The 20,080-nt window shown below is 70.3% G+C and carries 22 protein-coding genes; 11 read left to right on the top strand and 11 right to left on the bottom strand.

Annotated features, from left to right (window positions below; translation table 11 throughout):
- The first annotated feature begins 28 nt into the window (after positions 1–28).
- Both murA and ETO60_RS02225 read left to right on the top strand, forming a co-directional pair.
- Positions 29–1,312 (top strand): UDP-N-acetylglucosamine 1-carboxyvinyltransferase, encoded by a 1,284-nt coding sequence (gene murA, locus ETO60_RS02230; RefSeq protein WP_130002305.1) that lies wholly within the window; start codon positions 29–31, stop codon positions 1,310–1,312.
- A gap of 72 nt (positions 1,313–1,384) precedes the next feature.
- Entirely contained in the window at positions 1,385–1,612 is a 228-nt protein-coding gene (locus ETO60_RS02225; protein WP_130002303.1) for a hypothetical protein, read from the top strand.
- A 12-nt stretch (positions 1,613–1,624) separates the two neighbouring features.
- Here ETO60_RS02225 and ETO60_RS02220 read toward each other — a convergent pair whose 3' ends face one another.
- From ETO60_RS02220 to ETO60_RS02190, 7 genes are all read right to left on the bottom strand, one after another.
- Complete coding sequence (locus ETO60_RS02220) at positions 1,625–1,933, bottom strand: ribbon-helix-helix domain-containing protein (protein ID WP_130002301.1); 309 nt, start codon at positions 1,931–1,933, stop codon at positions 1,625–1,627.
- A 38-nt stretch (positions 1,934–1,971) separates the two neighbouring features.
- Positions 1,972–2,412 (bottom strand): PRC-barrel domain containing protein, encoded by a 441-nt coding sequence (locus ETO60_RS02215; RefSeq protein ID WP_130002299.1) that lies wholly within the window; start codon positions 2,410–2,412, stop codon positions 1,972–1,974.
- A 91-nt stretch (positions 2,413–2,503) separates the two neighbouring features.
- Positions 2,504–3,901, bottom strand: a complete 1,398-nt coding sequence (gene fumC / locus ETO60_RS02210) for a class II fumarate hydratase (protein WP_130002297.1) — start codon at positions 3,899–3,901, stop codon at positions 2,504–2,506.
- 273 nt (positions 3,902–4,174) lie between these two features.
- On the bottom strand, positions 4,175–4,591 hold the full coding sequence (gene arsC, locus ETO60_RS02205; RefSeq protein ID WP_130002295.1) for an arsenate reductase (glutaredoxin): 417 nt from the start codon (positions 4,589–4,591) through the stop codon (positions 4,175–4,177).
- Entirely contained in the window at positions 4,588–4,932 is a 345-nt protein-coding gene (locus ETO60_RS02200) for an ArsR/SmtB family transcription factor (protein ID WP_315850261.1), read from the bottom strand. Before ETO60_RS02200 ends, arsC begins: the two co-directional genes overlap by 4 nt.
- A gap of 75 nt (positions 4,933–5,007) precedes the next feature.
- Positions 5,008–5,730 (bottom strand): acetoacetyl-CoA reductase, encoded by a 723-nt coding sequence (gene phbB, locus ETO60_RS02195; protein WP_130002293.1) that lies wholly within the window; start codon positions 5,728–5,730, stop codon positions 5,008–5,010.
- 124 nt (positions 5,731–5,854) lie between these two features.
- On the bottom strand, positions 5,855–6,643 hold the full coding sequence (locus ETO60_RS02190) for a hypothetical protein (protein ID WP_130002291.1): 789 nt from the start codon (positions 6,641–6,643) through the stop codon (positions 5,855–5,857).
- Between the two features lie 309 nt (positions 6,644–6,952).
- On the opposite strand from ETO60_RS02190, the gene ETO60_RS02185 reads away from it, so the two are divergent.
- Genes ETO60_RS02185 through holA form a run of 4 tightly spaced genes read left to right on the top strand, consistent with a single transcriptional unit; the run spans position 6,953 to position 11,564 of the window.
- On the top strand, positions 6,953–7,456 hold the full coding sequence (locus tag ETO60_RS02185; protein ID WP_130002289.1) for a DUF3576 domain-containing protein: 504 nt from the start codon (positions 6,953–6,955) through the stop codon (positions 7,454–7,456).
- A 31-nt stretch (positions 7,457–7,487) separates the two neighbouring features.
- A complete protein-coding gene (gene leuS / locus ETO60_RS02180) occupies positions 7,488–9,995 on the top strand; it encodes a leucine--tRNA ligase (protein WP_130002288.1) in 2,508 nt (835 codons plus the stop codon).
- Positions 9,992–10,480, top strand: coding sequence for an LPS assembly lipoprotein LptE (gene lptE / locus ETO60_RS02175; RefSeq protein ID WP_130002287.1), 489 nt, complete (start codon positions 9,992–9,994; stop codon positions 10,478–10,480). Before leuS ends, lptE begins: the two co-directional genes overlap by 4 nt.
- Before the next feature lie 13 nt (positions 10,481–10,493).
- A complete protein-coding gene (gene holA, locus ETO60_RS02170) occupies positions 10,494–11,564 on the top strand; it encodes a DNA polymerase III subunit delta (RefSeq protein ID WP_130002286.1) in 1,071 nt (356 codons plus the stop codon).
- On the opposite strand, the gene ETO60_RS02165 is transcribed toward holA, so the two are convergent.
- The 3 genes from ETO60_RS02165 to ETO60_RS02155 are packed head-to-tail and all read right to left on the bottom strand — an operon-like array spanning position 11,545 to position 13,406.
- Positions 11,545–12,096, bottom strand: a complete 552-nt coding sequence (locus ETO60_RS02165; protein WP_234026269.1) for an LptA/OstA family protein — start codon at positions 12,094–12,096, stop codon at positions 11,545–11,547. The two genes, holA and ETO60_RS02165, sit on opposite strands and share 20 nt — an antisense overlap.
- On the bottom strand, positions 12,096–12,764 hold the full coding sequence (lptC, locus tag ETO60_RS02160; RefSeq protein WP_130002284.1) for an LPS export ABC transporter periplasmic protein LptC: 669 nt from the start codon (positions 12,762–12,764) through the stop codon (positions 12,096–12,098). The genes ETO60_RS02165 and lptC overlap by 1 nt, the downstream gene beginning before the upstream one ends.
- Before the next feature lie 24 nt (positions 12,765–12,788).
- Positions 12,789–13,406 carry a ribonuclease D gene (locus ETO60_RS02155; protein ID WP_130002283.1) on the bottom strand — a complete coding sequence of 206 codons (618 nt, stop codon included), beginning with the start codon at positions 13,404–13,406 and terminating at the stop codon, positions 12,789–12,791.
- A gap of 80 nt (positions 13,407–13,486) precedes the next feature.
- On the opposite strand from ETO60_RS02155, the gene ETO60_RS02150 reads away from it, so the two are divergent.
- The 5 genes from ETO60_RS02150 to ETO60_RS02130 all read left to right on the top strand — a co-directional run bounded on the left by ETO60_RS02150 (position 13,487) and on the right by ETO60_RS02130 (position 18,475).
- On the top strand, positions 13,487–14,164 hold the full coding sequence (locus tag ETO60_RS02150) for a uracil-DNA glycosylase (protein WP_130002282.1): 678 nt from the start codon (positions 13,487–13,489) through the stop codon (positions 14,162–14,164).
- Between the two features lie 361 nt (positions 14,165–14,525).
- Entirely contained in the window at positions 14,526–15,185 is a 660-nt protein-coding gene (locus ETO60_RS02145; RefSeq protein WP_130002281.1) for an Npun_F0296 family exosortase-dependent surface protein, read from the top strand.
- Positions 15,186–15,360: 175 nt separating this feature from the next.
- Positions 15,361–16,713 (top strand): HD-GYP domain-containing protein, encoded by a 1,353-nt coding sequence (locus tag ETO60_RS02140; protein ID WP_130003010.1) that lies wholly within the window; start codon positions 15,361–15,363, stop codon positions 16,711–16,713.
- Positions 16,714–16,813: 100 nt separating this feature from the next.
- On the top strand, positions 16,814–17,248 hold the full coding sequence (locus ETO60_RS02135) for a MaoC family dehydratase (RefSeq protein ID WP_390612455.1): 435 nt from the start codon (positions 16,814–16,816) through the stop codon (positions 17,246–17,248).
- 45 nt (positions 17,249–17,293) lie between these two features.
- Positions 17,294–18,475, top strand: a complete 1,182-nt coding sequence (locus tag ETO60_RS02130; protein ID WP_130002279.1) for an acetyl-CoA C-acyltransferase — start codon at positions 17,294–17,296, stop codon at positions 18,473–18,475.
- A gap of 135 nt (positions 18,476–18,610) precedes the next feature.
- On the opposite strand, the gene ETO60_RS02125 is transcribed toward ETO60_RS02130, so the two are convergent.
- The gene (locus tag ETO60_RS02125) at positions 18,611–19,978 is read right to left on the bottom strand and encodes an NAD-dependent succinate-semialdehyde dehydrogenase (RefSeq protein WP_130002278.1); all 1,368 of its coding nucleotides are present in this window, start codon (positions 19,976–19,978) and stop codon (positions 18,611–18,613) included.
- Between the last annotated feature and the right edge of the window lie 102 nt (positions 19,979–20,080).

The following is a 20,080-nucleotide window of genomic DNA, read 5'->3' as shown; positions in this document are numbered from 1 at the left end:
CGCGCCGGGACCAAGCTAAAGGGTGGCGATGGACAAGCTGATCATCCGCGGCGGCAACCGGCTGTCGGGCACCATCCCGATCTCGGGGGCCAAGAATTCCGCCCTGACCCTGCTGCCCTGCGCGCTGCTGACGGACGAGCCGGTCACCCTGCGCAACCTGCCGCGGCTGGCCGACATCGACGGGTTCCAGCACCTCATGGGGCAGTTCGGCGTCGCGCACACCATTCAGGGATCGCGGCCAGACGATTTCGGGCGCGTCGTGACACTGGAGGCGACGCGGCTGACCTCCACCGTGGCGCCCTACGACCTCGTGCGCCGGATGAGGGCCTCGATCCTGGTCCTGGGACCGTTGCTGGCCCGCGCGGGCGATGCCACCGTGTCGCTGCCCGGCGGCTGTGCCATCGGCGACCGGCCGATCGATCTGCACCTCAAGGCGCTCGAGGCGCTGGGTGCGAGGGTCGAGCTGGCGCAGGGCTATGTGCGTGCGGTGGCGCCGGGCGGCGGGCTGGCCGGAGGGGACTTCCGATTCCCCGTGGTGTCGGTCGGAGCCACCGAGAACGCAGTCATGGCGGCGGTGCTGGCCAAGGGCGTCTCCAGGCTTTCGAACGCCGCGAGGGAGCCGGAGATCGTCGATCTGTGCCGGCTGCTCACCGCCATGGGGGCGCAGATCGAGGGGATCGGCAGCGGCGAGCTGGTGATCACCGGCGTGCCTCGCCTTCATGGAGCCACCTACCGGGTGATGCCCGACAGGATCGAAGCCGGCTCCTATGCGTGCGCTGCGGCCATCACCGGCGGTTCGGTGCGGCTCGAGGGCGCTGACGCGGACACCATGGGCGCGACGATCGACGCGCTGCGCAGAGCGGGTGTCGAGGTGTCGCACGACCCGCGCGGCGTCACGGTCGCCGCCAACGAGGGCCTGCGCGCCGTCGACCTCGAAACGGCGCCCTATCCGGGCCTTGCCACCGACATGCAGGCGCAGCTGATGAGCCTGCTGACCCAGGCGCAGGGCGACAGCGTCCTGCACGAGACGATCTTCGAGAACCGCTACATGCACGTGCCCGAATTGCGCCGCATGGGCGCGGTGATCGAAACGGCCGGGCGAACGGCCACGGTGCACGGCCCCGCGCGGCTGGTGGGGGCCGAGGTGATGGCCACCGATCTGCGCGCGTCGATGAGTCTCGTCATTGCCGCGCTGGCGGCCGAGGGCGAGACGCAGGTGCGGCGGATCTACCATCTCGACCGCGGCTACGAGCGGCTGGAGGAGAAGCTGGCCCTCGCCGGTGCGGACATCCGCCGGGAAAATGACGTCTAGCCTCCCGTTTGCGGCAGACGGAGCGGACCCAATCCGCGCCTTGCGGGTTAATGCGCCGTAAGGAGACTCGACATGTTGCTCAAACTCGCTGTTCTCGGCGGCCTCGGCTACGCCGGCTACAAGTACTACGAAAAGAACTTCGCCAACCCGTCCCGTCCGGCCTTCGCCGGCAACCAGGGCGATGCGACCATCCGCGACGCGGGCGTGTCGTCCATGCGGGACAACGCCCAGTCGTGGAGCAAGACGGACGAGGCGCTCGACCAGACCTTCCCGGCGAGCGATCCGCCCGCGACCTACTGACACCTGCGGGTGTCACTCCGGCGGGGACGGGCGCAGGGCTGCGCCGTCCCCCGCCATCCCGATCAGCCGCATGGTGAGCCAGACGCGGATCGCGCCGGCAAGACCCGGCGGCCTTGCCACGCGCAGCCGTTCCGCGTCGATCGCCGCGACCAGCGCGTTGAGGGACTTGCCCTCCTCTTGCGCGGCCGTGCGCAGCAGTTCCCAGTATAGCGGTTCGAGGCTGACCGAGGTCTGGTGGCCGGCAAGCGTCACCGACTGCTTGACCGGCGGATGATACGGCACGTCCGCATCCGGTCTGCCCGAAGCGCGAACGAGCGGCATCAACTCCGTGCAGCCGACCCCGGCGGATGCGTCCGGCTTCAGCGCGCGTTGCGGTCGACGGCCGGCAGCGCGGCGAGCTGCTGCTGGGTCATGGAGGTCGACAGATCGATGTCGTCCCCGCGCTGCACCACCGCCAGCCCGTCAATGGGCACATGCACGTAGCGGTCGGGGCTCGTGTTCTCGACCTCGACAAGCAGCCTGTCGACCTGCCCGGACGCGTTGCGGAGCACCCCTTCCACATCGCCGATGTCACGGCCCGACGGGTCGATCAGGTCGGCGTCGAGCAGTTGCCGCTCGGTCAGGCCGAGCGCCACGATGTCGCCCGCCGCCACCGTGCCCGCCGGCTGACCCGGAGCGGCCGCCGGCGCCGTCGCGACCGCCGTTTGACCCTCGGTCGTCGCGGTGGTGCCGGAGTTCTGGTTGCACGCCGCCAGAGCCAGCGGAGCGGTGAACAGGACGGGAAGCAGGCGCAGGCGCATGGAGCATGTCTCCTGATCGGTTTGGTCTCTCAACCCGTGCAGGGGCGATCCGGTTCCGCGCCGGGCTTCCGGCCCGTCCCCCAGCGCCGTCTCAGTCGCGGTCGGGGCCAAGCATCGTCTCGGGACGCACCACCCGGTCGTAGTCCTCGGCGGTCACGTCGCCGCTGGCGAGCGCCGCCGCGCGCAGGGTCTGTCCCGTCTCGTGCGCGGTCTTGGCGATCTTGGCGGCCTTGTCGTAGCCGATGGACGGAGCAAGCGCCGTGACCAGCATCAGCGAATTCTCGACCCCCCGGCGGATGTTGTCCTCGCGCGGTTCCAGCCCCGCCAGCAGGTTTTCGCGGAAGCTGTCGGCCGCATCGGCGAGCAGGCGCACCGACTGGAGCACGTTGTAGCCCACCACCGGGCGATAGACGTTCAGCTCGAACTGCCCCTGGGTTCCGGCGAAGGTGACGGCGGCATGGTTGCCGATGACCTGCGCGCAGACCTGCGTCATCGCCTCGCACTGGGTGGGGTTGACCTTGCCCGGCATGATCGACGACCCCGGCTCGTTCGCCGGCAGCGCCAGCTCGCCCAGTCCGGCGCGCGGGCCGGAGCCGAGCAGGCGGATGTCGTTGGCGATCTTGTAGAGCGAGGCCGCCAGCGTGTTGAGCGCCCCGTGCGCGAACACCAGCGCATCCTGGCTGGCCAGCGCCTCGAACTTGTCGGGCGCGGTGGTGAAGGGCAGCCCGGTGTCGCGGGCGATTTCCTCGGCAAAGGCCTGGGCGAAGCCCTTGGGCGCGTTCAGCCCGGTGCCGACCGCCGTGCCGCCCTGCGCCAGCTCGTACAGTCCCGGCAGGGTGAGGCGCACGCGCTCGATCCCGGCTTCGATCTGGCGCGCGTAGCCTCCGAAGTTCTGCCCCAGCGTGAGCGGCGTCGCATCCTGCGTGTGGGTGCGGCCGATCTTGATGATGTGATCCCACGCGCGCGCCTTGCCGGCGAGGTCCGCGTGCAGCGCCTCGAGCGCGGGAAGGAGCCGCGCGTTCAGCACGCTCGCCACCGCGATGTGGATCGCGGTCGGAAAGGTGTCGTTCGACGACTGGCTCATGTTGACGTGGTCGTTGGGGTGAACCGGCTTCTTCTCGCCCCGACGCCCGCCCAGCGCCTCCGAGGCGACGGCGGCGATGACCTCGTTGGCGTTCATGTTCGACTGCGTGCCGGACCCGGTCTGCCACACGACCAGCGGAAACTCGTCGTCGAGCCGCCCGTCCGCGACCTGCTGCGCGGCATCGGCGATCGCGTCCGCCAGTCGCGCGTCGAGCAGGCCGAGCTTGTGATTCGTGCGCGCCGCGGCCCGCTTGATGCGGCCGAGGGCGTGCACGATTTCAAGCGGGATCCGCTCGCCGCCGATGCGGAAGTTCTGCAAGGACCGCTGCGTCTGCGCGCCCCACAGGCGCTCGTCGGCGACCTCGATGGTGCCGATGGAGTCGGTTTCCTGCCGCGTGCCGCTCATGCCGCACCTCCGGCAGCGGCGAGACCGAGACATGGACCGCATGTGACACGGTTCAGGAGACGGAGACGAAAGGGCGTCCAGGCAGGTGTGTCGTGCATGACGCGCCGCTTAGCGCCGCGTGCCGCGTTAGGGAATGCGCAAACGTCGAAGGCGCCCGACTCGACGCCCGTCGCACCGCCTCGATCTGGGATCGAAAACCGACCCACCCCGACAGCCAGCGCTCGAACAGGCCGAGCGCGGTCGCCTGCGCGGCGGCAGGCGCAGCGGTGGCGTTCATCGTCCGCCGGATCCGGCCGGCACGATCTCGCCGTCTTCCTTCGCGAAATCGCCGGGAAGCGGCCGGTCCAGCAGGTCCAGCACCCGTTCGGACGGGCGGCACAGCGCCGTTCCGCGCGGTCCGGCGACGATCGGACGGTTGATCAGGACGGGGTTCGCCACCATCGCGTCGATCAGCGCCCCGTCGTCGAGCGACGGATCGTCCAGCCCCAGCTCGGCATAGGGCGTGCCCTTCTGCCGCAACAGGGCGCGCGGCGTGATGCCCATCACCTGGATCAGCGCGACCAGTTCGGCCCGCGAGGGGGGCGTGTCGAGATAATGGATGACGCGCGGCTCCGTGCCGGTGGCGCGGATCAGCGCCAGCGTGTTGCGCGACGTTCCGCAGGCGGGATTGTGGTAGATGGTGACGCTCATCGAGGAATCTCCGCAAGGGCGGGGCCGCAGGCCGCTCCGCCACAGCAATTTTCGAGCAGGAAGCCGACCAGCGCGTTCATGGCCAAGTCACCGGCCGAGTAGTTCAGCGAACGGCCCTCCCGCCGCATGGGGGCCAGTCCGGCGCGGACGAGATGGGCCAGATGAAAGGACAGCGACGAGTTCGGCAGCCCGAGCGTCGAGGCGATGGTGCCTGCGGACAGGCCGTCCTCTCCCCCTGCACCAGCAGCCGGAACAGGCCGAGCCGATGCTCCTGCGCCAGCGCGCCCAAGGCTTCCGCGGCTCCCGACATTTCCATGCGCGTGGAAATACCGAATCTTCACAGCGCGTCGACCCGGCTGGCGGATCGCGCGGTCCCGACGGGTGCACCCGCCCCCCGCTGGAGGCCGCAGCAGCGGTCAGTACATGTGCTGTCCGCCATTGATGCTCAGCGTCGAGCCGGTGACGAAACCGGCGTCCTCGCTGCACAGGAACGACACGCCGCGGGCGATCTCGTGTGCCTGGCCGAGGCGGCCGACCGGGATCCTGGCGACGATCTTCTCCAGCACGGCCGGCGGCACGGCGGCGACCATGTCGGTGTCGATGTAGCCCGGCGCGATGGCGTTGACGGTCACGCCGAACTTGGCGCCCTCCTGCGCCAGCGCCTTGGTGAAGCCGTGGATCCCCGATTTGGCGGCAGCGTAGTTGACCTGCCCGTACTGCCCCGCCTGTCCGTTGATCGAGCCGATGTTGACGATCCGGCCCCAGCCGCGTTCGCGCATGCCGGGAAAGCAGGCCTTCGCCATGTTGAAGCAACCGCCCAGATTGATCCGCATGACCTCGTTCCAGTCCTCGAAGCTCATGCGGTGCAGGGTGCCGTCGCGGGTGATGCCGGCATTGTTGACCACCACGTCGACCGGACCGACCTCCTTGGCCACCCGTTCGCATCCGTCGAGGCAGGCCTGGTGGTCGCCGACGTCCCACTTGTAGGTGGCGATGCCCAGTTCCTCGCCCGCCTGCCGGGCGGCGTCCTCGTTGCCGGCGTAGTTGGCGACGACGGTGAAGCCGTCGGCTTTGAGGTGTTCGCAGATCGCGCGGCCTATGCCGCGCGTTCCACCCGTCACGATCGCGACGCGTGCCATAGCCTTCTCTCCCACTGCGGCCGTCTTCTGACGTGCCGTCACGTCAACCGTGGCGCCGCGACGAGCGCGGGCGATGCGGCCTCGCCGCACGTCCGTGTCCGTCGCACGCACACCGGCGCAGCGTTCAGAACCGGAACTGGGTTCCCACGTACACCGCCTTGTCGTCCTGCTGCGCGTCGGTCAGCGGGGCGATGCGGTCGCGATCCTGCGACAGGCGGACCCCGGCGGTGACATCCAGATTGCGCAGGACGCGGAACGAGCCGCTGACATCGACGCTCTGCTCGCCCAGCGCCTCGAGCGTGCGCGGGGTGCGTCCAGGCGCCCCTTCCTCGGTTGCGAGGGCGACGCGGGAGGAGAAACGCGACGGGCGGCCCGCAGGCTCGACGAGGCGGCGGCCGAACTGCGCCAGATCGGCCATGGGCACGTCGTCGACATCGACGCGCCGCGCAGCCGGAGCCGTCAGCCGGACGGGCGCGGCGGGCTGGGCGAACGCCTGATAGCCGCGCGCCGCGCCAAGATCGAAGCGGGTCGGCGTGAGGGTGACGGGCGGCGCGTGCGTGCCCATCACGGTCGCGCCGGCCGTCTTGACCGCGCGCTGCACCGTGACGACGCGCGCCACGTCCTGATCGACACGCACCGCGACGGTGATCGGTCGCGCCGTGCGGGTGATGGATCCGGCCGGCGTGAACTGAAGCCCGCGTTCCTGCGCAATCGCGTGGGCGCGGCGAACGAGTTCAGGGTCCATACCCGCCGGCGTGAACAGTCCCAGTCCGCCAAGAGCGGGTGCGGCCTCGCTCCCCGAGGCGGAAGGCACCACCGCCTGAACCGCAGCCGGCAGCGCCGCGGCGCACAAGGCCGCCGCGAGCAGGAAGCCCGGTCTCGTCAATCCGGCGGAGATGGACCTGCGTGCCATGTCGCCTGCGTTCTTGCCCCGTCTGCTGTTGAGTCAAAAGCCTGACTCGTCCGGCAGTTCCTTCCACCGGACAATGCCCTTCTATAGAGCAGGGGCGATGCGGGTTGATAGAGGCAGGACTCTTCGCAGGCTCCGGATTCCGCCTGGCTGTGGCGCGAGGTCCACAGTCCGCCCGCACCGGCCAGTTCAGTGGGAGTTCACGCCCGCACCGGCCATGTCCCGCGGGTCCGCGCGCGGCTGCCGGCCTCCTCGGGTCCGCCAGACACGGGGTGCCTTGCCCCGCCGCGCCGGGAAGCTATTAGGATCACCATGGAGGCGGCGACGGTGCCGTTCCTCCAGCAGCTTCAGGAACCCGCCGTGCCTCATCCACACCACCGCGTCGCCCGCCGCACGACTGCCTCCTTGGCCCTTCTCGCAAGCCTCGCGGCGCTGGCCGGATGCGGCGGATCGGACCGTCCGCGTGCGGACGCCGCCGCCGCGCAGGTCACCTCCATCGGCGTCAACGCCTTCCTGTGGCGCGCCGCTCTCGAGGCGGTCAGCTTCGCGCCGCTGCTGCAGGCCGACGCCAATGGCGGGGTGATCATCACCGACTGGTACGCGCAGCCGCAGCAGCCGGGCGAGCGGGTGAAGATCACCATCACCATTCTCGACCGCGACCTGCGCGCCGACGCGCTGCGCGTCGCGGCCAGCCGGCAGGTGCTGCAGAACGGCACCTGGCTCGAGGCGCCCGTCCAGGCGGCAACGGTGCAGCGGCTGGAGGACATCATTCTCACCCGGGCCCGCGACCTGCGGCGCGAGGCGCTCGCCTCCTGACCGCCGTCAGCGAACCGTGCACGGGGGGGCAATGAGCGACAGGCACTTCGACCCGGCGGCCGCCGAGGCCCGCTGGCAACGCGCGTGGGACGAGGCGGGCTGCTTCGCCGCCGACCGCCACGGCGACCGCCCCAAGGCCTATGTGCTGGAGATGTTCCCGTATCCGTCCGGGCGCATCCACATGGGTCACGTGCGCAACTACACCATGGGCGACGTGCTCGCGCGCTACAAGCGCATGACCGGGCACGCGGTGCTGCACCCGATGGGCTGGGACGCGTTCGGCATGCCGGCCGAGAACGCGGCGATGGAGAAGGGCGTGCATCCCGGCGCCTGGACGCGCGACAACATCGCGACAATGCGGGCGCAGCTGAAGCGGATCGGCTTCGCGCTCGACTGGAGCCGCGAGTTCGCCACCTGCGACCCCGGCTACTACGGGCATGAACAGGCGCTGTTCCTCGACCTCTACGAGGCCGGTCTTGTGTACCGGCGCGAGTCGGAGGTGAACTGGGATCCGGTCGACCGGACCGTGCTGGCCAACGAACAGGTGATCGACGGGCGCGGGTGGCGCTCGGGCGCGCTGGTGGAACGGCGCAAGCTCGATCAATGGTTCCTGAAGATCACGGCCTTTGCCGACGCGCTGCTCGACGGGCTGGGGACGCTCGACACCTGGCCGGACAAGGTGCGGCTGATGCAGGAGAACTGGATCGGCAGGAGTACGGGGCTACAATTCCGCTTCCGCCTCTCCGACGGGGGCAGCGTCGAGGTGTATTCCACCCGTCCCGACACGATCTTCGGCGCGAGCTTCGTTGCCGTCGCGCCCGATCATCCGCTCGCCCGCGCCGCGGCGGAGACGGACGTGGAGGCCGCCGCCTTCGTCGAACAGTGCAGGAAAGGCGGCACCACCGCGGCCGAACTGGAGACGGCGGAAAAGCGCGGCCTGCGGATCGGGGTCATGGCGGCCCATCCTTTCACCGGCGCGCAGCTGCCCGTCTACATCGCCAATTTCGTGCTGATGGACTACGGCACCGGGGCGATCATGGGCGTGCCCGGGCACGACCAGCGCGACTTCGAGTTTGCCAGCACCTGCGGTCTACCCATCCTGCGCGTCGTCGCCCCGTCCGTGCACGAGGCGGACGCGCCGCTGGCGGAGGCGGACACGGCGGACGGAGTGCTCGTCAATTCGGATTTCCTCGACGGCATGCGCGTTGCCGAGGCGATCGCGGCCGTCGTCGCGCGGGCCGAGGCGGAGGGCTGGGGCGAGGGCAAGACCGTCTGGCGCCTGCGCGACTGGGGTGTCAGCCGCCAGCGGTACTGGGGCACGCCGATCCCCTTCATCCATTGCGAGGCTTGCGGGGTCGTGCCCGTCCCCCGCGAGCAACTGCCGGTCGTCCTGCCGGAGGACGTGGATTTCGCGACCCCCGGCAACCCGCTCGAACGTCATCCGACCTGGAAGCACGTCCCGTGTCCCCGCTGCGGCCGCGCGGCGCGGCGGGAAACGGACACGCTGGACACCTTTGTCGATTCCTCGTGGTATTTTCTGCGGTTCGCGAGCCAGCCAGCGGACCGGCCGTTCGATCCGGCGGAGATCGCTCGCTGGCTCCCCGTGGACCAGTATATCGGCGGGGTGGAACATGCGATCCTGCATCTCCTCTATGCCCGCTTCTGGACCCGCGCCCTGGCCCATGTCGGCCGGATCGCGCTGGAGGAGCCGTTTGCATCGCTGTTCACGCAAGGAATGGTGACGCACGAGACCTACAGCCTGGGGGACGGCAGCTGGCTGTCACCCGGCGAGGTCCGCCGGGACGGCGCCGACTGGGTCCGCATCGCCGACGGCGCGCCGGTCACGGCCGGCCGCGTCGTCAAGATGTCGAAATCCAAGAAGAACGTCGTCGACCCGGATGCGATCATCGACCGCTTCGGCGCGGATGCGGTGCGCTGGTTCATGTTGTCGGACTCTCCGCCCGAGCGCGACCTGCCATGGTCCGAGGCCGGCATCGAGGGCTGCGCCCGGTTCGTCCACCGGCTGTGGCGGCTGTTCGGGCAGCGTGATCCGCAGGCCGCCGGCGTCAACCGGGCGCTCGACCGGCGGGTGCATCAGACCGTGGCCGGCGTGGCGCAGGACATCGAGGGGCTCCAGTTCAACAAGGCGGTGGCCAAGCTCTACAGCCTTGCCGGCGAGATCGAGCGGGCGCCGCCATCGGCCAGCCGGTCGGAGGCGATCCGCACCCTGCTGCTGCTCGTCAGCCCGATGATGCCGCATCTGGCCGAAGAGGCGTGGGCCGGGATCGGCGAGGCCGGCCTGATCGCGGAGGCGTCGTGGCCTCAGGTCGATCCCGACCTTCTGGTCGAGGACGAGGTCACCGTGGCGGTGCAGGTCAAGGGCAAGCTGCGCGACACCCTCACCGTCGCGCGTGGGACCGACGGAGCGCAGCTCGAGGCGCTGGCGCTCGCGAGCGCCAACGTGCAGCGGGCCATGGCCGGCGCGCCGGTGCGCAAGGTGATCGTCGTGCCCGACCGGCTGGTCAACATCGTGACATGAGGCGCCTCTTCGCCCTGTGCGCCCTGCTGCTGGCGCTGCCGGCGTGCAGCCTTCAGCCCCTGTACGGTGCCGGGGGCAGCGGGCCCGTCGCCGGCGCGATGGCCGGGATCGAGGTGGCGCCCATCGCCGGGCGGGCCGGGTGGCTGATGCGCAACGCCCTCGTGGACCGGCTCGCGCCGGCCGGCAGCGGCGCGATCCGTTACCGGCTGGACGTCCGGCTCGACGACCAGCTCGAGACTCTGGGGATCCTGTCGGACGACACGATCAGCCGCGAGCGCCGCATCCTGCGCGCCCGCTATCAGCTCGTCGACCTCGAAACCGGCGCGATCGTCCTTGATGCCACCGCCGGCAGCGATGCCGGGATCGACGTCGTGTCGAGCGACTACGCCACGATCGCGGCCGAGCAGCGGGCCCTGGAGAACCTGGCGCTGGAAGTGGCGGAGCGGATCGCGACCGACCTCGCGCTGGCCATGCGCGGCCGCTGAGGCCGGCGCGCCGATGAAGCTGACAAACCGCGAGTTTGCCGGGCGGGCCGCGGCGCTGGCGCGCAGCGCGTCGGTGGTGTTCCTGTGCGGACCGGACGAGGCCGGTGCGCTCGCCGCCGCGCATGCGCTGATTGCCCACCTGCCCGACCCCGGCGAGCGGGTCGACCTGGCAGGCGCGGACCTGCGCGGCGATCCGGGCCGGCTCGGCGATGAGGCGCGGTCGCAGTCGCTGTTCGGCGGCGCCCGGCACATCCTCGTCCGGGTCAGCGGCGACGAGGCGCACGATGCCGTGCAGACGCTGCTGGAAACGGGCGCCGCCGGGGCGGGTGCCGCCTGTCCGGTGATCGTCCATGCGACCGGCGCCACGGACAAGTCGCGGACGGCGCGGCTGCTCGAAGGGCGCGGCGACGCGGCGGTCGTCGTGTTCTGGCCGCCGGATCTGCGCTCGGTCACCGAGACGGTGCGGAGGCTTGGCGATGCCGCCGGCGTGCGGCTCTCCGCGCAGCTGGCCGAACGCATCGCGGCGGCCGCCGGTCTCGACATCGGCATCGCCGCGGCCGAGGTGGAGAAGCTGGCGCTGCTGCTCGATGCCGCGCCGACAAGCCCGCGCACCGCGACGGCGGAGGCGCTGGACAGCATCGCCGCCGTGACGGCGGACGACAGCGTGCAGCCGGTGGTGGATGCCGTTCTCGGCGGAAAGGTCGGGCGGCTGGCGGACGAGCTGGGACGCCTCGCCAGTCAGCAGCTCGGTGCGGTCACCGTGCTGCTCGCGCTCGAGCGGCGGGTGGCGCAGCTCGAGCGCATCGCCCGCGAGACGGCCGCCGGCCGTCCGCTCGCCCAGGCGCTCGAGGCCGAACAGAAGGCCCGCCGGCTGTTCTGGCGCGACCGGGGCGCCGTCGAGGCGCAGGCGCGCCGCTGGCCACCGGCGGAAATCGCCCGGCTGGTGGAGCGGGTCGCCCTGCTGCACCGGGCGATGCTGACCGACAGCCGCGCGGCATCGGTCCTGCTGCGGCAGGAGCTGGCCATGATCGCCCGCGCGGCGGCGCGGCGGGACGCGACGCGGGTCAGCGCGCGGGAACGGTGAAGGTGCCCGTCACCCGGCCCGGTCCGGCCCCCGGGACGTCGACCGGGGCGCGGGAGCCGCCGTCCATGGTGGCGATGCCGCTCGTCAGGTCGATCACCAGCCGTCCGCCCCGCAGATTGTCCGGGCCCTGGCTGAGTCGCACATCGCCGGACATGGTGATGATGCGGCGGTCGAAGTCGTAAACCGCGACATCGCCCGTGGCGGTCTCGTTGCCGCGCGTCACCCGCACCCCGCCGGTCGCGGTCATCCGCTGGATCTGGAGGCTGCCCGCATCGGTGTAGTTGATCAGCGTCCGCGCGGCTCTCAGCGTGAGGGCGGCCTGGTTGATCACCACGTCGCCGCTCAGCACCACCCGGTTTTCCCGATCCTGAAGCTGGATGCGGTCGGCGGCGAAATTGACCGGAGCGTTGGTGTTGTGGTTGCCGAAGGCCTGGGCCTGGAGGGCGAACCCGGACGCCAGCGCCAGCGTGGCGAGCAGGCTGATCAGGAAGCCGCGGAGGGCGAGGGGGGCAAGCGAGGAAAGCGAGGTCATCATGGCATCCTCAAACGTCCGGGGACCATGGTGATCCGGGCATTGCCGTCAAGGGTGATGGTGCGGGTGGCGAGATCCGCCTCGAGCCGGTCGGCGCGGAACGTGCCCGCCGGCACCTCGCCCGACACGCCGTCTTGGCCGACCAGCCGGCGGTTGGTCATGTCCACCGCCACGCCCCGGGCGAGCATGCGATAGCCGTCGGCGGCGGTGAACAGCACCGGCCCGTCGGCGGTCACGCGCTGCTCCCGCAGGTCATAGATCCCGCCCTGCGCCGTCACACGCGCCGGGCCTTCGGGCAGGAGCAACTGCGCCACGAGGTCGCGCAGCCGCACCAGCCCCTCGGCCTGGGTGTGCTGGACCGCCTCGCCCGCCTTGAGCGAAAAGGGACGGTTCTCGCGGTCCAGCCCGCGGTACAGCGCGTTGTCGACGCTGAGCCGGTTCTCCGTGACTTCGGCGCGGTTGCGGTCGAGCAGGAAGCTGACTTCGCCCCGCGGACTGAGCGGCACGATGATCACCAGCGCGGCAACCACCCCGATCGCCATCGGCAGCGCCACGGCGAGGATGCGGATGAGGCGGTCGTGGAAGCCGCCCGGCGCGGCGAAACGCTGCCGCCGGCCGCGCAAGGCGCGCGCATCGGCGGTCTCGACGGGCGATGTGTGCCTCACCATGCGCCGGCGCTAGCGTCCCGGCGCTTACTCGTGGCTGAAGATGTCGGCATCGTCCCATCCGGCCAGATCGAGCAGGGCGCGCGTCGGCAGGAAATCGAAGCACGCCTGCGCGAGGTGGAGCCGGTTCTCGCGCACCAGCCGCGCGGTCAGCACTTCGTGCAGCGCATGGAGGTAGCGCACGTCGCTCGCGGCATAGTCGCGCTGCGCCTCCGAAAGATCCGGGCCACCCCAGTCCGACGACTGCTGCGCCTTGGAGATGTCCGCTCCGAGCAGTTCGCTCACCAGGTTCTTGAGCCCGTGGCGATCGGTGTAGGTGCGGGTCAGCTTGCTGGCGATCTTGGTGCAGAACACCGGCGCCGCCATCACGCCGAGGTAATGCTGAAGCGCCGCGAGGTCGAAGCGGGCGAAATGGAACAGCTTGAGCCGCGCCGGATCACCGAGCACGGCCTTGAGCCGGGGCGCCGCGTAGTCGCTGCCGGGCGCGAACCGCACGAGATGCTCGTCGCCGCGCCCGTCGCTGATCTGCACCACGCACAGCCGGTCGCGGCGGGTCACCAGCCCCATCGTCTCGGTGTCCACGGCCACTGCCCCGTCGGCAAGGGCGCCCTCGGGCAAGTCGTTCTCGTGGAAGTGCACAGCCATCGCGCCAGCCTTAGGCGCGATCGCCGGCAAGGGAAAGGGGCGCTGGAACGCCGGGGTGTGCCGCGCTACCCTGGCCCCGCATGAACCCCGATGAGCTTGAGCAGGGCTGGCGCGCCGCCGCCGGCGCGGTGCTTCGAGGACCACGGCTGCAGGCGCTCGCCCGCCGGCTGGCCGACGAGGAAGCGGCCGGCGTCGCGGTCTATCCGTCACCGACCTGCCGCCTGCGCGCGCTCGCCCTGACCCCCTTCGCGAGCGTCCGGGTCGTCATTCTCGGGCAGGATCCCTATCACGGTCCGGGACAGGCGAACGGCTTGGCCTTCGCCGTGCCGCCGGGCGTGCGTCCGCCCCCGTCGTTGCAGAACATCCTGCGCGAGCGCGCGGAGGATCTGGGCGGCGCGGCGTCCGCCCCGGCCGATCTCGCTGCCTGGGCGCGGGGAGGCGTGCTGCTCCTCAACCGCGTCCTGACGGTCCGCGCGGGACAGCCTGCCAGCCACGCGGGCCTTGGCTGGGAGGCGCTGACGGACAGGTGCCTGGAGGCGCTCGCCTGCCAGGGACGGCCGCTGGTGTTCATGGGCTGGGGCGCGCAGGCGCAGGCGGCGCTCGCACCGCTGCGGGCGCGCGCCGGCGAACGCCACCTGTGGCTGTTCAGCCCCCATCCTTCCCCCCTGTCGGCCCACCGCGGCTTCTTCGGCTCGCGCCCGTTCAGCCGCGCCAACGCGTTTCTCACATCGCACGGTGAAGCGCCGATAGACTGGTGAGTCGGAAATGCGGCGCAAGTCGAAAGCGCCGCGCCGTCCCGCGCCGGCCCGACCAAGCCGTCGCACGCCCTCAAGTTGCTGAATCACGGAGAGTCCTGCGGAAGAAGCGGCGCAGCCATCTATGGACGCGAATAAGCACAAGCCTGTGTTCCGGAACGGCACATGCTGTCTAAGCGCCTGACTCTCGCGAATTCTTTATACTTGGTTAACGATCTGTTTAGGGGTAGATTGCGCAGCGAGGCAGATGTGTTGGTGAAGGTGTGCAGCACCTCATGAGCATTGCCCGAGGGTCGCATTCTCGAGTGTCGCTGCAATCGGAGCGGCACTGTCTTTGAACCGCGATGCATGAAGGACCTACGACATGCGCATGAAGCTTCTCGCTGCTACTGCGGCACTTGCGACCCTTGGCATGGCCAGCGGCGCGAGCGCTGCCATTGTCCTGACGTCAGTTCCCGGCACCAACCCCTACAGCGGGCCGACGCCGACCTTCACCTTCGATTCGGGCGCACCGGCCGAAGCCACCGGCGGGCAGGTCCGCTTCGGCAGTGTGAGCGGTGTCGCGGCCCAGCCGTTCGGCAGCACCGGCGGATACTGGACCGTCGGCCCGTCCGATGGCTCGCCGGGCATTCTCAACCTGTCCGCCTTCGCGTCGATCGGCCAGATCTCCTTCATCTGGGGATCGGTGGACGACTTCAACACGCTGGAAGTGCTGGGCCGTGACCTGACCACCGTCCTGGCGAGCTTCACCGGGTTCGACGCGGCGGTGAACCCCAACGGCAACCAGTCCTCGCCCATCACCAACCCGCTGGCGTACCTGACCATCACCGGCGCGGACCAGTTCAACATCGGGGCCCTGCGCCTGTCGTCGAGCCGGAACGCCTTCGAGGTGGACAACATCGCCATCCAGGCGGCCGTGCCGGAGCCGGGTACTTGGGCGTTGATGCTGCTGGGCTTCGGCTTCATCGGTGCGTCGATGCGGGCTCGCAAGACCCGCGAAGTGCGGGTGCGCTACGCGCTCTGACGCGCGGGTCCCTTCCTCACGCAAAGCGGGGCCGGTCGTGCATGCGACCGGCCCTTTTTTGTCCCTGCGAGGCCGCATGACGTCCCCTCCCGCAGGCATGCGGAGCCCTGATCCAAACCCCTGTTAAGGAGCATTGCTCACCGTTTCCTCATGATGGCGGCGCAGAATGCCGAGGATGCAGCATGCCGCTCTTTGTGCCGCATCGGGCACGATCAGCTTCGGCGATGTTGCCGGCGCGTTCAGCTATGCTCTCGATCTGACGGAGGGGCAGCCGGCCGGGCACGCGGTCCGGTGCTGCTACATTGCCGGGCGGGTGGCGGAACGGCTGGGCGCGGACCCGGCGCAGACGGCCCACGTCCATTATACGGCGCTGCTGAAGGATCTGGGCTGCTCCAGCAACGCCGCGCGGATTGCCGAACTCTATCTCGCCGACGACCGCACCTTCAAGCGCAGGTGGAAGACGGTGCCGCCGGGGCTGCCATCGACCTTGCGGTTCGTGTTCCGCGAAACCGGAGCGTCCGCGTCCTGGACGCGGCGGATCGGCGCGGTGGCGAACATCCTGCGCCACGGCGACGAGATCGCGCAGGACATGATCCTCGCGCGCTGCACCCGCGGGGCAGAGATTGCCCGCAGTCTGCGACGCGACGAGGCCGTGGCGCAGGGCATCTACCATCTGGACGAGCACTGGAACGGCACGGGCCGCCCGGACGGGCTGACCGGACAGGCGATCCCGCTCGGCGCTCGTCTCGCGCTGCTGGCGCAAGTGGCGGACGTGTTTCATCAGACCGGTGGCCGCGTCGCGGCGCAGGACGAGGTTGCGCGCCGAGCGGGCACATGGCTCGATCCCGAAGCCGCGCGCGCCTTTGCGTCGCTGGCGGAGGATGAGGCGTTCTGGCGCGATCTCGAGTCGCCGCTGATCGATGCGCTTGTCGCGGCCCGCGCTCCGGTCGAGGATGCGCCCGTGGACGACGACTGGCTCGACGCGATCACCCTTGCCTTCGGTCAGGTCATCGACGCCAAGAGCCCCTACACCGCGGGCCATTCGGGCCGCGTGGCCCGCTACGCCGAAGATCTCGCCCGGCAGATGGGCGTGCCCGCAGATCGCATCCGGCCTCTGCGCCGGGCCGCGGCGTTGCACGACATCGGCAAGCTCGGGGTGTCGAGCGCCGTTCTGGACAAGCCGGGCACGCTCACCGAAGCGGAGTGGGTGGAGATGCGCGAGCATGCCGCGCACACGAACCGGATCCTCGGGCGCATCGGCGTCCTGTCGGACATGGCCGATCTTGCCGCCGCCCATCACGAGCGGCTTGACGGCACCGGCTATCCGCTTGGCCTGCGCGGCGAACAGATCCGCGTCGAGACGCGCATCATCACCACCTGCGATTTCTATGACGCGCTGACCGCGGACCGGCCCTACCGCGCCGCCATGCCGCGCCAGCGGGCGCTGGAGGTCATGGCTGCGGAGGTTGGGCGCGCGGTCGATCCCGCCTGCTTTGCCGCTCTGACGGAGGTGCTGGAAAGCGGCTGACGGTCGCCCGGCGCGCCGTGCTTGCGTTGCCCCGCCGCGCGCGGCATGGCATCGGCGAGGTTTCAGCCGATCGGAGAGCGACCCTATGACGCCGCAGGAGATGAGCACCAAGGTCGGGCAGTCGCTCGGCTCGAGCGAGTGGGTGGAGATCACGCAGGAGCGGATCAACCAGTTCGCCGACGCGACGGGCGATCACCAGTTCATCCACGTCAACGAGGAAATGGCGAAGATGACGCCGTTCGGCGGCACCATCGCGCACGGCTTCCTCACCCTGTCGATGATTCCCTACCTGTCGCAGAATTCCGATCTTCCCCGGCCCGAGGGTGTCCGGATGGGGCTGAACTACGGCGGCAACAAGACCCGCTTCATCAACCCCGTCCGCGCGGGCAAGCGCATCCGCGGCCACTGGAAACTCCTCGAAATGACCGAGAAGCGGCCCGGCCAGTGGCAGCAGACGGTGGAGATCACCATCGAGATCGAAGGCGAGGACAAGCCCGCGCTGGTCTGCGAGTGGATCACGCAGCTGTTCGTCTGACAACTCCCGTCGCCTTACCTTCCACCAGCCAGAGGAACTGATCCCATGTCCCGTGACGCCGTCATCGTCTCCACCGCCCGCACCGCCATCGGACGCGCCTATCGGGGCGGGTTCAACGCCACCCTGGGACCGACCCTCGGGAGCTACGCCCTTGCGCCGGCCATCGAGCGGGCAGGTATCGAGGCGGGCGAGCTGCAGGACGTGGTCTGGGGCAGCGCGCTCCAGCAGGGGACGCAGGCCGGCAACATCGCCCGGCAGGTGGCGCTGCGCGCGGGGGCGCCGGTGTCGGTGTCGGGCATGAGCCTCGACCGGCAATGCGCCAGCGGGCTGATGGCGATCGCCACCGCCGCCAAGCAGATCGTGGTTGACCGCATGGACGTGGTCGCGGCCGGCGGGCAGGAATCGATCAGCCTGGTGCAGACGGCCGAGATGCGGGTCCAGCCCGACCCGTCGCTCATCGCCATGCACAAGGCGATCTACATGCCCATGCTGCAGACCGCCGAGACGGTCGCGCAGCGTTACGGCATCTCGCGCGAGGCGCAGGACGAATACGCGCTTCAGTCGCAGCGGCGCACCGCCGAGGCGCAGGCGCAGGGGCGCTTCGACGACGAGATCGTGCCCGTCACCACCACCATGAAGGTGCAGGACAAGGCGACGGGCGAGGTGTCCGACCGCGAGGTAACCCTCGCCAAGGACGAGGGGAACCGTCCCGACACCACGCTCGAAGGCCTGCAGAGCCTCAAGCCTGTCATGGGCGAGGGCACGACGATCACCGCCGGCAACGCCTCGCAACTGTCCGACGGCGCCTCGGCCTGCGTGCTGATGGAGGCCAAAGTGGCCGAGCAGCGCGGGTTGCAGCCGCTGGGCCGCTATGTCGGGATGGCCGTCGCCGGCACCGAGCCGGACGAGATGGGCATCGGGCCGGTCTATGCGATCCCGGCGCTGCTGGACCGCTTCGGGCTCAAGATGGACGACATCGGTCTGTGGGAGCTGAACGAGGCGTTCGCGGTGCAGGTCCTGTACTGCCGTGACAAGCTTGGCATCCCCGATGAGCTGCTGAACGTCTCCGGCGGATCGATCTCCATCGGTCACCCCTACGGCATGACCGGCGCGCGCTGCACCGGCCACGCCTTGATCGAAGGCAAGCGGCGCGGCGCCCGCCACGTCGTCGTGACCATGTGCGTGGGCGGCGGCATGGGCGCGGCGGGGCTGTTCGAGGTGTTCTGACGCGGGCGCCGCGCTGCGCCGGGGCGGCAAGCATGCCGCTGCCGGCCGCGCGGGCCTTCCTTCGCCGGGCTGGGCGTCGGGACCGGCTGCTGGCTGCCGCAGCGCGCCGGGACTGTCCGTGGGCCGGCGCGCCCGTCAGCGCGGCAGCATCACCGTTTTCAGGTTCATGAATTCGCGCAGCCCGTGCTCCGACAGCTCGCGCCCGTGCCCTGATTTCTTGGTTCCCCCGAACGGCGCGCGCACGTCGCTGGCGAGCACCTGGTTCACCGCCGTCATCCCGGCCTCGATCTCGCGGATGAAGCGATCCTGCTCGCCACTGTCCTGCGTCCAGACGGAGGAGCCGAGACCGAACGGAATGTCATTGGCGCGGGCGATGGCCTCGTCGATGTCGGCGGCGCGGCAGACCTGCGCCACGGGACCGAAGATCTCGTCGCGCGCCGTCGCGCTGTCCGGTGGCACGTCCGTTAGCACGCCGGCGGTGAGGTAGGCGCCCGGACCATCCGGTGCGCGCGGTTCGAGGACCACTGTCGCGCCTTCCTCGCGGGCCGTGGCGACCTGTTTCAGCACCGTGTCGCGCTGCTCCGCGCTGGAGAGCGGCCCCATGTCGCTCGCCTCGTCGAACGGATCTCCCGCCCGCACCTGCGCCATCGCATCGACGAACCGTTCGAGGAAGGCGTCGTAGATCTCGCCATGGACGATCATCCGCTTGCCGCAGATGCAAGACTGGCCGGTGTTCTGGATGCGTGCCCTGACCGCGTTCCTGACCGCGTCGTCGAGGTCGGCGGATGGCATGACGATGAACGGGTCGGACCCGCCGAGTTCCAGCACCACCTTCTTGAGGTGACGCCCGGCGGCCTCGGCCACCGCCGCGCCTGCGCCTTCGCTCCCGGTCAGGGTCGCCGCCACGACGCGGTCGTCGGCAATGATGCCCTCGACCGCGCGGGCGCGGATCGGCAGGTTCTGGAACAGCCCCTCGGGCGCGCCCGCCTCGCCCATCATCTCCTCCAGCAACGCGGCGACGCCCTGCACGCTGCTGGCGTGCTTCAGCAGGCCGACATTGCCGGCGAGGATCGTGGGAGCAAGGAAGCGGACCACCTGCCAGTAGGGGAAGTTCCACGGCATCACCGCCAGCACCGGGCCGAGCGGCAGCCAGTGCCCCTCCGCCCGCGCGCCATCTGGCAACGACCAGACCTCCGGCTCCAGCATGGCCGGGCCGTTCTCGGCGAGGTGGCGGAAAAGCGCGGCGCATTTCGCGACCTCGGCCTTTGCGGAGGCGAAGGTCTTGCCCATTTCCAGCGAGGCCTGCCGCGCGAGCCGGTCGATGTTCCCCTCGTACACGCCCGCGAGACGGGCCAGCAGGGCCGTGCGCTCCTCCAGCGGGCTGCGGCGCCAGCGTCCGAAGGCGTCCGCCGCCCGGTCCAGCGCGCGGTCGATCCCCGCCTCGTCAAGCTCGTCGTAGCGATGGAGTTCCTCGCCCGTGGCGGGGTTGACGGTGACGATCATCGGCGCAGGCTCCCGTGGCGGTGTCCGGTCCCGACACTAGCGAAAGGGGCGGGCGGGATGAAGAAGGCGTGTGGGCGGCATCGCCGGCGGCTGCGGCGGATG

It is taken from the genome of Qipengyuania thermophila (assembly GCF_004153605.1).
GTDB classification, from domain to species: Bacteria; Pseudomonadota; Alphaproteobacteria; order Sphingomonadales; family Sphingomonadaceae; genus Qipengyuania_B; species Qipengyuania_B thermophila.
This window is presented reverse-complemented; position numbering and strand designations above follow the sequence as displayed.

Excerpts from the sequence above, each read along its gene's own strand:
- ETO60_RS02145 (WP_130002281.1), top strand. The coding sequence starts at position 14,526 with ATGCGCATGAAGCTTCTCGCTGCTACTGCGGCACTTGCGACCCTTGGC.
- ETO60_RS02165 (WP_234026269.1), bottom strand. The coding sequence starts at position 12,096 with ATGACCTCGCTTTCCTCGCTTGCCCCCCTCGCCCTCCGCGGCTTCCTG.
- murA (WP_130002305.1), top strand. The coding sequence starts at position 29 with ATGGACAAGCTGATCATCCGCGGCGGCAACCGGCTGTCGGGCACCATC.
- ETO60_RS02125 (WP_130002278.1), bottom strand. The coding sequence starts at position 19,978 with ATGATCGTCACCGTCAACCCCGCCACGGGCGAGGAACTCCATCGCTAC.
- leuS (WP_130002288.1), top strand. The coding sequence starts at position 7,488 with ATGAGCGACAGGCACTTCGACCCGGCGGCCGCCGAGGCCCGCTGGCAA.
- ETO60_RS02130 (WP_130002279.1), top strand. The coding sequence starts at position 17,294 with ATGTCCCGTGACGCCGTCATCGTCTCCACCGCCCGCACCGCCATCGGA.
- ETO60_RS02190 (WP_130002291.1), bottom strand. The coding sequence starts at position 6,643 with ATGGCACGCAGGTCCATCTCCGCCGGATTGACGAGACCGGGCTTCCTG.
- lptE (WP_130002287.1), top strand. The coding sequence starts at position 9,992 with ATGAGGCGCCTCTTCGCCCTGTGCGCCCTGCTGCTGGCGCTGCCGGCG.
- ETO60_RS02225 (WP_130002303.1), top strand. The coding sequence starts at position 1,385 with ATGTTGCTCAAACTCGCTGTTCTCGGCGGCCTCGGCTACGCCGGCTAC.
- ETO60_RS02155 (WP_130002283.1), bottom strand. The coding sequence starts at position 13,406 with ATGGCTGTGCACTTCCACGAGAACGACTTGCCCGAGGGCGCCCTTGCC.
- ETO60_RS02215 (WP_130002299.1), bottom strand. The coding sequence starts at position 2,412 with ATGCGCCTGCGCCTGCTTCCCGTCCTGTTCACCGCTCCGCTGGCTCTG.
- ETO60_RS02185 (WP_130002289.1), top strand. The coding sequence starts at position 6,953 with ATGGAGGCGGCGACGGTGCCGTTCCTCCAGCAGCTTCAGGAACCCGCC.
- lptC (WP_130002284.1), bottom strand. The coding sequence starts at position 12,764 with ATGGTGAGGCACACATCGCCCGTCGAGACCGCCGATGCGCGCGCCTTG.
- fumC (WP_130002297.1), bottom strand. The coding sequence starts at position 3,901 with ATGAGCGGCACGCGGCAGGAAACCGACTCCATCGGCACCATCGAGGTC.
- ETO60_RS02135 (WP_390612455.1), top strand. The coding sequence starts at position 16,814 with ATGAGCACCAAGGTCGGGCAGTCGCTCGGCTCGAGCGAGTGGGTGGAG.
- phbB (WP_130002293.1), bottom strand. The coding sequence starts at position 5,730 with ATGGCACGCGTCGCGATCGTGACGGGTGGAACGCGCGGCATAGGCCGC.
- ETO60_RS02220 (WP_130002301.1), bottom strand. The coding sequence starts at position 1,933 with ATGCCGCTCGTTCGCGCTTCGGGCAGACCGGATGCGGACGTGCCGTAT.
- holA (WP_130002286.1), top strand. The coding sequence starts at position 10,494 with ATGAAGCTGACAAACCGCGAGTTTGCCGGGCGGGCCGCGGCGCTGGCG.
- arsC (WP_130002295.1), bottom strand. The coding sequence starts at position 4,591 with ATGAGCGTCACCATCTACCACAATCCCGCCTGCGGAACGTCGCGCAAC.
- ETO60_RS02140 (WP_130003010.1), top strand. The coding sequence starts at position 15,361 with ATGCAGCATGCCGCTCTTTGTGCCGCATCGGGCACGATCAGCTTCGGC.
- ETO60_RS02150 (WP_130002282.1), top strand. The coding sequence starts at position 13,487 with ATGAACCCCGATGAGCTTGAGCAGGGCTGGCGCGCCGCCGCCGGCGCG.